Consider the following 13,531-nt stretch of genomic DNA (forward strand, 5'->3'; position numbering starts at 1 on the left):
TGATTCGGACGTTATCGAGCTCAACAATTTCAATACCAGTTCTGCCATCGTCAGTTACATCCAAAATCCTGGGCAGACTAGCGGCATGCTAACAATCACAAACGGGAGCGGAAGCCGTACACCTAAACATTCTTGGTGATTACGCTGCTGATTCTTTTAATTTTGCTTCTGATTCGCCAAGCCAAGCGGTGATCACGTACACCCATCATGATGTCATCTCGTAAAGCATTTTCACTCAATGCGAGACTGCAATAGTTCATACATCGCAGCGGTAAACGACGGGCGAATATCGATTAATGACGTCGGTTCGCATCGCGCGCGACACGCTCCACCCGCACAAGCCTTCGTACAACTCATATCACACGGGACCGTCGTTTGATAACACCATCATATGGGCTGGAGGAACTCCCCCAATGCTCGCAACATTTGCCCTTTCGGCAAGTCTACAAAGCGCGCGTGCAGCGTGATGGGCCCCTTGGAGCCGTCGAGCAGAACCCTGACCTGGCTCTTGCTCCTGCCTTTAGCGGTGACGATGCCTGATTTACCAGCCAACCTCTTCCCCGCGGAGGAAGCGACGACTATCCTCTGGCCCTCGATCAGGGACTTTTCGAAGACCAATCGACCCGGCGCCATCGGCAAGTTACGATTGCGTTGGAACATACTTCACTTATCCGCCGTGAGACAAAAATAACCGCACGCATCGTATAGGGCGCGGATCTGAATGAACATTGGACCAATCGCTTCCATTGTTCTCGAAACCGCCAGCGACTTCCCTCGAAGGGTCAAGCAATTGCAATCGAGTATCTAGGTATGGAAAATGAAGTCGCTGGCGTGCACCGCCGTGGCATTGACATTCTTTAGCAGAATCGTGTCGTGACTATCGAGCGTAATCAGCGTGTCGCTTCCCTGTTGGGTTTCGGCAGGTAGCGATCCCGCGGTGAGACCGGCGAATTGCCTTACGTCAAGCCGGTCTAACCCAACGATGAAGTCGGTCACTGTGTGTTGCACGGACGGCCCCGAAGAGGTCGGCGCGAACACAAACTGGTCCGGCCCACCTGCGCCGCTGAGCGTGTCCGATCCAGTTGAAGCAAGAATTACGTCTCTTCCCGATGAGCCCTGCAGCACGGTGTTGGAGCTTGCTCCAGCTCCGTTGAAGACAAAATTGACGGTGTCCGTTGCGCCAAACCCATCAGTTACCGTCAACGTGAACTTGTCGACGAGTGGCGGTGCAGCACCTGGGTTGTAGACAGCGCCGGCCGCGAGGACGCCATTGATCGCTGTCAGGGAGCCGCTGCTGCCAGATGGAGTCACTGCACTTCCCGATCCAGCCTCTTCGGTCGTCGCGCTCAACCTGAAGCTCTCAGCCGACGGTTGTAGACAGCGCCGGCCGCGAGGACGCCATTGATCGCTGTCAGGGAGCCGCTGCTGCCAGATGGAGTCACTGCACTTCCCGATCCAGCCTCTTCGGTCGTCGCGCTCAACCTGAAGCTCTCAGCCGACGCGTTCGCGTCGCTGTCCAAGACCTGCAAGCCCAATACCGTCATCGTTCCATTGGCATTGTTCACCACGCTGACCTGGTCAGTGACAATGGCTGGCGCATGGTGATTCCAGATGATCTCCGAGCCGCCCGCACCATCCGACAGGACGGAGAAATCGGAAGCGCTATAGGCCCCGACCAAATCAAAGCCTCCGCCTGTATAGCTGACATGGAGTGAACCTGAAGCGTTGATAGTTGTAGACAGCGCCGGCCGCGAGGACGCCATTGATCGCTGTCAGGGAGCCGCTGCTGCCAGATGGAGTCACTGCACTTCCCGATCCAGCCTCTTCGGTCGTCGCGCTCAACCTGAAGCTCTCAGCCGACGCGTTCGCGTCGCTGTCCAAGACCTGCAAGCCCAATACCGTCATCGTTCCATTGGCATTGTTCACCACGCTGACCTGGTCAGTGACAATGGCTGGCGCATGGTGATTCCAGATGATCTCCGAGCCGCCCGCACCATCCGACAGGACGGAGAAATCGGAAGCGCTATAGGCCCCGACCAAATCAAAGCCTCCGCCTGTATAGCTGACATGGAGTGAACCTGAAGCGTTGATACTCACGTTCGCAGGAGCTATCCCATTGAGATCAATGGCATCTCCAGAGTCGAAACCAGTGACTGTACCGGTGAAATTGATTGGACTCCCAAGGACCAGTTTACCAGATTGGCTCGTTGCAAATTGAACATGCGCGTCTGAAGCTGCATCGAGTTGAACTGTTGCGCCATAGATGTCGACGACGCCCGCGCCAGTCATTGCGCTGGCAACTTCCAGGCTCCCGGACAGCGCCTCGATGATCCCGGTATTAACGAAGCTCGAGAGCCCAGAAATGAGCGAGGCGCTTAAGCTGTCGATCGTGCCCATATTGAATAGAAAGCTTACGCCGGAGAAAGTGCTTGTTCCGTTGACAGACCAATCCGCCGAAAGTTCGTTGGTGACGATTGCGTTGTAGGCGTTAATGCCTCCGACCAAATGTCCATAGTTATCGACGACCGCCGTGCCGGTAGACGTGGTCATGGCATTCACTGCTGCCAATGTTCCGACTGAATGAGCATAGTTCGTGACGGCGACGTTTCCTCCATCGTGGCTCACTGCTGAAATGCCGTAGCGCCCGCCCAAAAATCAGCGCTCCGGCCTCCGCCGTGATCGTGACCGATCCCGTGCCGTAGTTTTCGCCGCGAATGCCGTCCGTTCCTGCGGTTGCAGAAATAGACCCGTAGTCGTCGATCTGGATGTTGCCGTGAACATTATCATCGGCAACGTTCGCAACGTTGGGATTGTAGCTTGCCAAAATTCCGGCCGGCGCATCGCCTGCGGCCGTCGGGATAGAGCCGGAAGAAATAGAAGCGTAAGACAAAATAGAGATCATGCTCGTCGAAGGCACGACAAACGATCCGCTGGAAGGCGCCTTATTAATCGCGGCTATGCCGGAGCTTCCGGAATTGATGACATTCCCGACTGCGGTGGAAATGCTGATGTTCCCGGAACCGTAGTTGTTCGCTGAAACGCCGGCCCCGAAGCCGTTGGTGGGGCTGCTTCCGCCGAGCGCCGTGATCGATCCCGCCAGATCATTCACGGTCACGTCGCCAATACCGAAAGTATAGGCGCGAATGCCGTCGCCGGCAGCGGCAACGATGTTGGCGGTATTGTTAACAGTCACATCGCCGTACAGAGTGGTCAGGGGGAAGCTGGCAGGGATGGCTGTCCCCCCCAAATAGCCGGCAATGACCCCCGCGGGCGGGTTTCCCGTTCCGGTCAATCCCGTTCCCGAATTGATCGTTCCTGCCGCAGTGACGACAATTGAGCTGTTTGCAGTGGCATCGATCGAGGTCGCTTCATTGGTGGCGTTTATTCCAACGCTGCCGGCGTTGATGACACCGCCAGACGAGGTGATGATCGAGATATTTCCGCTACCCTTGGTGAAGGCGAAGATCCCGTAGCTCGTGCCAGAAGTGATTGTCGCTCCGGAATAGACGTTAACGGCGATGTTGCCTGTACTGCCGGTGGCTTCGGCGTGCGCCTCGATGCCATACTGTGCGCCGGTCACCGATGTTCCAGACGCATCGTTGACCGTTATATCCCCGTTTCCATAGTGATAGGCATTGATGCCGACGCCCGCATTGGCAACGATATTTGCATCATTGTTGACAATCACTCTGCCGTTTACGTTCAAGTTTACCGTCGCGTTCGTGCCGCCGAAAAAGCCGGCTGCAATTCCAGACGGCTGCGCGCCGCTATTTGTCAAAGTCGACTGGGAATGAATCAAACCCTGGGCGTAAATGGTGATCAGCGCGGCTGCGGACACATCGATTGAGGTTGCGAGATTTGTCGCGCTGATACCACTGCTACCTGATGTTATCACGTCGCCGCTTGCTGTTGTCACAGCAATGTCGCCGGGCCCGTAAACGGAGGCGCTGATTCCGTACGGAGCCTTTCCTGTCGCCGACGTCGCAGATGTCAGCGCCTGAATATTGACGTTGGACCCGAGATTAACGGTGACGCCGCCATTGCCGTAATTGTAGGCGTTGATACCATCACCCGCTGCTGCCGCGATGTTACTGTTGGCGTTGACGAGCACGTCGCCCCAAACGTTCGCATTGAACACGCCCGCAAGACCGGGGTTGTAGCCGGCCTGGATTCCCGAAGGCGCGCTACCGGAGTTGTTGTTGTTGCCCCCTGAGTTAATGCTCCCTAACGCCACAACGGTAACAGTGCTCGCCGCCGCCGCAGCGATCGCCGTCGCCTGGTTTGATACGTTGATACCGCTACTGCCGGAATTTATGACCGAGCCATACCCGGTCGTAACTGTGATCTTGCCAGAGCCGTAGTTAAAGGCGGCCATGCCATACTGCGATGACGTTGTGCCCGGAGTAGTTATACCCGCCGCCGTCGCTGTAATGCTCGCATTGTTGGACACAGAGATGTTGCCAACGCCGTAGTTGCTCGCGGAAATGCCGACTCCCGCTGCCGCATTGAGCGTGGCGACGTTCTCGATGGTGATGTCGCCAAACACCGTAGCATTCGGTGGGTTGGGCGGTGTCGACGGCGCACTCGTTCCTAACAGATAGGACACCGAAATCGCGCTGGTCCCAGCATTTATCGTTCCGGAAGAGGTCGAGATCGAAATCGCCCCACTACCAGCCGGCACGGAAGTACCTTGATTCTGGGCGAGGATACCGTTGGTTCCGGCGTTGATCAGTAGTCCGGGCGCCGTCGTTACGTTTATGCCGCCCAAAGTTGAAATCGCTGAAATGCCGCTGGACGTTGTGCCGGTAATCGAGCCACCAGCAACGATGTAAAGCAGACCGGCACCATTGGTGCGCGCCGCAATTCCAGTGACCTGGCCTGACACGCTGCCGTAATTGACGATGTCCGTCGACCCCGATCCGGAGTTCGTTGCGATCGCTGTGCCGGCCGTCGACGTAATGCTCCCCGCATTGATGAGGGCGATATTGGCTCCGGTCGTCGTTAAACTGACTCCCGTTCCGGAGACTGAAATTGACGACGTTTGGTTAATCTGAACCGTCGCATAATCGGCCGAGCTGCTGTCTGTGGAATTTACCGCGTAGCCAACACCGGTGCCGGAGATTGTATCGTTCGCGAGAACATAGAAAGATCCCGAAGAGGGCGCAAATGAGCGCTGCGTGGTAGTGGGAAACAGCGCCGATATTGGTATCACGACGATCTTATCCGCAGACAGCACATTGAAAGCTGTCCCGGATGCGGCGCCAATAACTTGATAAGAGTACGTTTGGGAGTGGGCGCTGTCTGTAACGGTCAATGTCGAGCCACTGATGCTGGCACTTGATACCGTCACACCGCCGAGAAAATCGAGCGTGTCCCCGATCGAAAGTCCCGCAATGGTCCCGTTGAAAGCAGAGGGACTATCGAGCGTCAGCAACCCGTTGCCATTCACAAAGGTGATGGTCTGCCCGGTCGGCCCGCCCGCAACTGAGCCACCGAGTTCCAGCGCAGCATGATCGCCGATGGTGAACGCTCCCTGACCGGAAACGTTGCCGAAGACCAGAGCCGCTCCGAAAGCCAATACATTTATGGATCCGGTATTATTGACCGCGAGCGGACCCGAGGACGAAAAAATGCTGAGGCCGGACGCGTTGATGGTGCCGGCATTGTTGATCGCGTTCGTGACGCCGCCAAAGTAATTCTGCCCGTTGACGTTCCAGACGCCACCAGCATTGTTGTTGAACGAAGCAGCGCTAATATTGAATGACGCTGCGCTAAAGTTCACGTTTCCGATGACACCGCCCGAATTGCTGACGGTAGCACCACCAACATTCGTGCTGTTCGGCCCATTGTAGATTCCTATGGCCGTGTTCAACCGGGTCAAGGAGAACTGCGTCGCCGCAATTGTCCCGGAGTTCGTGACCGTTGCGCCTTGGTTGCTCCAGTTATTGACCTGGATGGTCGCGTTGCTGAGAGATCCAAGCGCTACCATCACGCCGGAAGTGGCCTGCCCTCCAGCATCGTGCAGGTTACTGATCGAGATGACACCACTGCCGCCGGTCGATGGCTGCCCAGTGCCCACGACTATTCCATAGCCGGTTGGGTCCGTTACGGCGCCATGATTGGCGATCGTGACATTGCCACCTCCTTGCGCAAAAATGTTCAGGCCCGCCGAAACTGCATTTATAAGGGACGACTGTTCAAGCGTTGCGGTGATCGCTCCCGTTCCAAAATTGTAGAGACCGACACCGACTCCCGCTGCCGCGTTAATCGTAGCGCCTGTATCGATGACGACGTTCCCGTGCACGAAAGTATTGACCGTCTGGCTACCTCCGGCGTTATAGCCGCTCCAGATACCCCCGGGTTGGCCGCCACCCGTGAACATGTTGAAGGCTGAATTGATCGTTCCAAAAGCCGTTACAGATATTTGCCCTGTAATCGGATTCGATGAGGTGCCAACGGCCTGATTGCTTGCGCTGATTCCACTGCCGCCGGAATTGATGATGTCGCCGGTCGACGTCGTGACCGAAATATTTCCGCCATTGCGCTCAGAAGCATCGATCGCGATGATCCCGTACAAGGCTCCGGCCGTGATCGTAGCGTTCGGGCCCACGGTGATAGTTACACTTCCGGAACTGCCGACACCGGAACTCAGCGAATAGGCCGTTATCCCGTATTGCGCACCCCAGACGTTGGTGCTGGCCTCCTCGAGTAATGTAACGGCGCCATTGCCCCAGTTGTAAGCGTTCACGCCGGTGCCAGCGTCAGCGGTCACGTTCGCAAAATTGTCGACCGAGACGATTCCATTGACGGTCGTGTTCGAAACTCCGTTCGAATAATAGCCTGCCGAAACTCCCTGAGGCTGGGATCCGCCCGGAGTAAGATGCGTGCCGGAATGGATGGTCCCGCGCGCGGTTATGCTCACGGTCGATGCGGCAGCGACACCAATCGCAGTGGCCTGGTTGATCGCCTGAACTCCGATTGAACCGGAAGTGACGATGGCGCCAGCTTCCATTGTGATCGAAACTTGACCACTTCCATAAGTCCCTGCGCTGATGCCAAAAACATCGCTTGCCGAGATCGTTGACCCCGCGCGATCGGTGATCGTGACGTTACCACTACCATAATTGTAGGCACGAATTCCGTCGCCACCAGCGGCCACGATGGAGGCGAAATTATCGATGATCACGTTGCCAAACACAGCTGGATTTACTGTGTTGGTCGTCCCTCCTTTGTAGACAGCCAAAATTCCTGCGGGTCTTGCGCCTGAACCTGTAAGAGTAGTTCCCGATTCGATGGTGCCGTTGGCGGTCACCGAGATCGTACTGGTCGTGGCGCCATTGAGTTGCGATATCGAGGCCGCCTGATTGTAAGCAAGAATGCCTGCGCTGCCGGACCTAACACTGCTGTTCGCAGCGGCCGTCACTGAAACGCTTCCCGAGGAAGCCGAGAACGCTTCAATGCCATATTGTTTTGAGCCAGTGATGCTCGCGCCACTGGCGGTCGACACGCTTACATTGCCACTGCCAAACGTGAAAGCCTTCACGCCATCATACACGCCTGAAATGGGCGGTGATGCTGGTATAGCGACAGCAACATTGCTGCTGTTGGCGGGATTGAGATTGCCAGCAACAACGCCGCTTGAGCTCTCACCGTTCACAGCTTGACTGACGACACTGCCGGTATTGCCGGCGGCGTCGATGATCCGCGCCTGGTAGGTGTAGTGGAGTGGATGTGCCGCGGCATCCACCAGGCTCCAGCTGGTCGGGGTATTTTGTAGGACGTCGATCCAGGTCGCACCGCCGTCACTGCTAATCTGGATTTTCTCTCCGACAGCGAGCACACCGTTCGTACCCGACACCGTCAGCGAGGCCGAACCTCCCGAGTTTGCAATAGCCGTGATCGCCAACGCCTCAGTTGGGCCCGTAGTATCAATCGTAAAGCTCAGCGCCGACGTCAACGAAGTGTTACCAGCCGCGTCACTAAACTGAGCCGCGACCTGCTTATTGCCGTCGGCCCCGAGGTCACCGGCCGTCACGGTAAGAGTGATCGAGCCGGCCAGAACATCGGCGGAGGTGATGACATGTGCTACAGGATGCAATAATGCCGAGCCGTTCAGCAGAAACTGAACTGTATCGCCAATTGCAACTGTCGAATCGAGCGATATCGCAAAGCTTGGCGCGATGTGGGAGGTGACGTTATCGGTATTCGATTGCCCGGTGTCAGAGGCCGCCACGAGGTCCGGCGTCCCGCCAGTCGGCACAATCGTATCAACCGTCAGCGTGGTCGAGGTCGAGGCCGTATTGCCCGCCGCATCGGTCGCGATCGCCGTCACGACCAGCGGACCCTGGCCGGCAGGTGTGATCGACGTGGTCCAGTGACCGGTCGCATCGACCGTCACCGCCGCACCATTGACGGTCAGGGCCAAGCCGATCTCAGCGGTGCCGCTGACCTGGATCCCGCCGGCCGCTTCCGCGGCGCTGATGAGGTTATCTCCGCCCTCGATCGTCGTGATCGCGACCGCAGGCGCAACGGTATCGACCGTCAGCGTGGTCGAGGTCGAGGCCGTGTTGCCCGCCGCATCGGTCGCGATCGCCGTGACGGCCAGGGCGCCCTGGCCGGCAGGCGTGATCGACGTGGTCCAGTGACCGGTCGCATCGACCGTCACCGCCGCACCATTGACCGTCAGGCTCGAACCGATCTCAGCGGTGCCGCTGATCTGGACCCCGCCGGCCGCTTCCGCGGCGTTGATCAGGTTGTCACCGCCCTCGATCGTCGTGATCGCGACCGCAGGCGCAACGGTATCGACCGTCAGCGTGGTCGAGGTCGAGGCCGTGTTGCCCGCCGCATCGGTCGCGATCGCCGTGACGGCCAGGGCGCCCTGGCCGGCAGGCGTGATCGACGTGGTCCAGTGACCGGTCGCATCGACCGTCACCGCCGCACCATTGACCGCCAGGCTCGAACCGATCTCAGCGGTGCCGCTGACCTGGACCCCGCCGGCCGCTTCCGCGGCGTTGATCAGGTTGTCACCGCCCTCGATCGTCGTGATGGCGACCGCAGGCGCCGTCGTATCCAGCGTGAAGCTCAGCGAAGCCGAGCCGGTATTGCCGAAGCTATCGGTCTGGCTTGCCACGATGGTGTGCAATCCGTCCGCCAGCCCGCTCGGCGTGAACGACCAGGCGCCTTGCGCATCAGTCGTCACCGTGGTGGTGCTGGCGACACCGTCGATGGTGAAGTGCACCACCGTGCTGGCAAGCCCGGTGCCGCTCAGCGCCGGGCTCGTGGTGAGGTGGTCGGTCGCCGAGGAGCCGGTGTCCGAGACCAGGGCCTCGGTCACCGCCGGACCGGTGGTGCTGACCGTATAGACCACCGCGCTGCTGGTCGCGGTGTTGCCGGCCGCATCGCTGACCTGGGCCGTCAGCGAGTTGCTGCCGTTGTTCAGTGTGACCGTGGCGCTCCAGCTGCCGTTGCCCTGCACCACCGCGGTGCCGATCGTGGCCGTGCCATCAAGGATGGTGACGGTCGCGCCGGCATCGGCCACGTCGACCGTCCCGGTGATGGTCTGGCTTGCCTGGTTGGTCGCACCGCCCGTGCTGGTGATCGCGACCGCAGGCGCAACGGTATCGACCGTCAGCGTGGTCGAGGTCGAGGCCGTGTTGCCCGCCGCATCGGTCGCGATCGCCGTGACGGCCAGGGCGCCCTGGCCGGCAGGCGTGATCGACGTGGTCCAGTGACCGGTCGCATCGACCGTCACCGCCGCACCATTGACCGCCAGGCTCGAACCGATCTCAGCGGTGCCGCTGACCTGGACCCCGCCGGCCGCTTCCGCGGCGTTGATCAGGTTGTCACCGCCCTCGATCGTCGTGATGGCGACCGCAGGCGCCGTCGTATCCAGCGTGAAGCTCAGCGAAGCCGAGCCGGTATTGCCGAAGCTATCGGTCTGGCTTGCCACGATGGTGTGCAATCCGTCCGCCAGCCCGCTCGGCGTGAACGACCAGGCGCCTTGCGCATCGGTCGTCACCGTGGTGGTGCTGGCGACACCGTCGATGGTGAAGTGCACCACCGTGCTGGCAAGCCCGGTGCCGCTCAGCGCCGGGCTCGTGGTGAGGTGGTCGGTCGCCGAGGAGCCGGTGTCCGAGACCAGGGCCTCGGTCACCGCCGGACCGGTGGTGCTGACCGTATAGACCACCGCGCTGCTGGTCGCGGTGTTGCCGGCCGCATCGCTGACCTGGGCCGTCAGCGAGTTGCTGCCGTTGTTCAGTGTGACCGTGGCGCTCCAGCTGCCGTTGCCCTGCACCACCGCGGTGCCGATCGTGGCCGTGCCATCAAGGATGGTGACGGTCGCGCCGGCATCGGCCACGTCGACCGTCCCGGTGATGGTCTGGCTTGCCTGGTTGGTCGCACCGCCCGTGCTGGTGATCGCGACCGCAGGCGCAACGGTATCGACCGTCAGCGTGGTCGAGGTCGAGGCCGTGTTGCCCGCCGCATCGGTCGCGATCGCCGTGACGGCCAGGGCGCCCTGGCCGGCAGGCGTGATCGACGTGGTCCAGTGACCGGTCGCATCGACCGTCACCGCCGCACCATTGACGGTCAGGGCCGAGCCGATCTCAGCGGTGCCGCTGATCTGGACCCCGCCGGCCGCTTCCGCGGCGTTGATCAGGTTGTCACCGCCCTCGATCGTCGTGATCGCGACCGCAGGCGCCGTCGTATCCAGCGTGAAGCTCAGCGAAGCCGAGCCGGTATTGCCGAAGCTATCGGTCTGGCTTGCCACGATGGTGTGCAATCCGTCCGCCAGCCCGCTCGGCGTGAACGACCAGGCGCCTTGCGCATCGGTCGTCACCGTGGTGGTGCTGGCGACACCGTCGATGGTGAAGTGCACCACCGTGCTGGCAAGCCCGGTGCCGCTCAGCGCCGGGCTCGTGGTGAGGTGGTCGGTCGCCGAGGAGCCGGTGTCCGAGACCAGGGCCTCGGTCACCGCCGGACCGGTGGTGCTGACCGTATAGACCACCGCGCTGCTGGTCGCGGTGTTGCCGGCCGCATCGCTGACCTGGGCCGTCAGCGAGTTGCTGCCGTTGTTCAGTGTGACCGTGGCGCTCCAGCTGCCGTTGCCCTGCACCACCGCGGTGCCGATCGTGGCCGTGCCATCAAGGATGGTGACGGTCGCGCCGGCATCGGCCACGTCGACCGTCCCGGTGATGGTCTGGCTTGCCTGGTTGGTCGCACCGCCCGTGCTGGTGATCGCGACCGCAGGCGCAACGGTATCGACCGTCAGCGTGGTCGAGGTCGAGGCCGTGTTGCCCGCCGCATCGGTCGCGATCGCCGTGACGGCCAGGGCGCCCTGGCCGGCAGGCGTGATCGACGTGGTCCAGTGACCGGTCGCATCGACCGTCACCGCCGCACCATTGACGGTCAGGGCCGAGCCGATCTCAGCGGTGCCGCTGATCTGGACCCCGCCGGCCGCTTCCGCGGCGTTGATCAGGTTGTCACCGCCCTCGATCGTCGTGATCGCGACCGCAGGCGCCGTCGTATCCAGCGTGAAGCTCAGCGAAGCCGAGCCGGTATTGCCGAAGCTATCGGTCTGGCTTGCCACAATGGTGTGCAATCCGTCCGCCAGCCCGCTCGGCGTGAACGACCAGGCGCCTTGCGCATCGGTCGTCACCGTGGTGGTGCTGGCGACACCGTCGATGGTGAAGTGCACCACCGTGCTGGCAAGCCCGGTGCCGCTCAGCGCCGGGCTCGTGGTGAGGTGGTCGGTCGCCGAGGAGCCGGTGTCCGAGACCAGGGCCTCGGTCACCGCCGGACCGGTGGTGCTGACCGTATAGACCACCGCGCTGCTGGTCGCGGTGTTGCCGGCCGCATCGCTGACCTGGGCCGTCAGCGAGTTGCTGCCGTTGTTCAGTGTGACCGTGGCGCTCCAGCTGCCGTTGCCCTGCACCACCGCGGTGCCGATCGTGGCCGTGCCATCAAGGATGGTGACGGTCGCGCCGGCATCGGCCACGTCGACCGTCCCGGTGATGGTCTGGCTTGCCTGGTTGGTCGCACCGCCCGTGCTGGTGATCGCAACCGTTGGGGCCGTGGTGTCCAACGTAAAAACAACGGGCACACTCGGATTGTTACTGGCGTCGGGGAAACGGGCGACGATACTGTGCGTACCATCACCTGCCAGTGTGACGGCCGTACTCCAAGCGCCGCCAGAGCCAACGGTAACTGAAGCAATCTGAGTGGTGACACCGTCATAGGTATCATACAGCGTCACCGTCGTTCCAACAAAGGCGGCACCGGCGGTTCCACTGATCGTCTGACTACCGTGGTTGATTGGGCCGCCTGTGTTGCTGATAATCACAGCTCCGAATGGCGCCACAACGGCAGCTTGCGTGGTGTCCAATGCGGGGACAAGTGGCTTCGTTGCCGACGAAGAACTTCCGGTAATCAGAGCGAGCGTTACCGTGGGTGGAGTGATCGATCCGCCACTAACCTGTCCCTTCACGTCGTCTACAATAACGGTAGTCGAGGCCTCGGTGGGTGACGGTGGGGGACTGCCAGCGAACTTTTGTAGAGACTTAGTGTCGACGTCGCCTCGCTTGCCGTCGCTGGGCGGCGGAGTATTCGGAGCCAGCTGCTTTCCAATGTCGTAGGTCGTCAACACCTGCTGAAACGCGATGAACTCCTGCGCAACCTGGCTCTGGCTTTTGCTGATAACTTGGGTGACGACTTCGAGATTGGCGGTCGGCGTTATGCTTAGCGAAGGGCCGTCGCTGGTAACGATCCCGATTGAATCTCCCGCAACACAGGCGCCTTGAAGTACACTCCCCGGAACGCATTTGAAGACCTGTACCGAATGGATCTGACCATCGTGCTGATCCGCAACAGAGATTGAGACCTGGCCGTCCACTGAATCGACGTTGAGAAGGACTGCCGTGCCGCGGATTCCGATAACGGCACTCGGGGTCGCAACCTGCATGTCACCCGTCTTGGCAACCTGACCAGCGACGAAACTGACCGCACCTTGCATAAGTGTGAACAGAGAATGGTTCGAGCCATCAGTCAGACTGACCAAGGTGCCATTCGCATTATTCTGACCGTCATATCCCAAGTCGTTCAACATGAACCGTGCGTTAGCACTCAAGTTGAATGTTGAGCCGTCGATCAGAACCAGACCAATTGTCGAGCCACTTCCTGTCTGCACAACGTCGTTTTGATAGACGACGTCCCCATTATTTGCCTCGATAGTAACGCCATTGCGAACGATGCTGGCGCTTCCCGTTACTGTTGCAACATGGCCGATCACCTTGACAGCCGACGCCGCATTTCCCGCGGCTTGAGCGAGGGTTTGATAACCAGTTAGCGCTTCGACAACTCTCGCATCGACTAGCGCGCCGTCTCTTGAGACCAGCGAAGGACGTTTTTCGCCGTGAAAGTAACCTTGGATTGTGAGGCGGTGGTCAGAATCCGAAATAACTAGATCTCGCCCCGACCGTGCGTACGCGCCAGAGAACAGGAGATGCGCGTCGGAAATGGTTACCGTATCGGCTGA

Annotated in this window: 5 protein-coding genes; all 5 read right to left on the minus strand. The window is 60.1% G+C overall.

Going from position 1 to position 13,531, the window contains the following annotated elements:
* Positions 1–387: 387 nt before the first annotated feature.
* The 5 genes from ACVIN2_RS11870 to ACVIN2_RS11890 all read right to left on the minus strand — a co-directional run bounded on the left by ACVIN2_RS11870 (position 388) and on the right by ACVIN2_RS11890 (position 13,285).
* Complete coding sequence (locus tag ACVIN2_RS11870) at positions 388–660, minus strand: hypothetical protein (RefSeq protein ID WP_456765736.1); 273 nt, start codon at positions 658–660, stop codon at positions 388–390.
* 144 nt (positions 661–804) lie between these two features.
* On the minus strand, positions 805–1,350 hold the full coding sequence (locus ACVIN2_RS11875) for a hypothetical protein (RefSeq protein WP_456765737.1): 546 nt from the start codon (positions 1,348–1,350) through the stop codon (positions 805–807).
* Positions 1,347–1,679: a hypothetical protein gene (locus ACVIN2_RS11880; protein WP_456765738.1), complete on the minus strand. Its 333-nt coding sequence runs from the start codon at positions 1,677–1,679 to the stop codon at positions 1,347–1,349. Before ACVIN2_RS11880 ends, ACVIN2_RS11875 begins: the two co-directional genes overlap by 4 nt.
* A 1-nt stretch (position 1,680) precedes the next feature.
* A complete protein-coding gene (locus ACVIN2_RS11885) occupies positions 1,681–2,550 on the minus strand; it encodes a hypothetical protein (protein WP_456765739.1) in 870 nt (289 codons plus the stop codon).
* Entirely contained in the window at positions 2,516–13,285 is a 10,770-nt protein-coding gene (locus tag ACVIN2_RS11890) for an Ig-like domain-containing protein (protein WP_456765740.1), read from the minus strand. Before ACVIN2_RS11890 ends, ACVIN2_RS11885 begins: the two co-directional genes overlap by 35 nt.
* Positions 13,286–13,531: the final 246 nt, after the last annotated feature.

The sequence above is a fragment of the Bradyrhizobium sp. USDA 3650 genome, assembly GCF_054057395.1.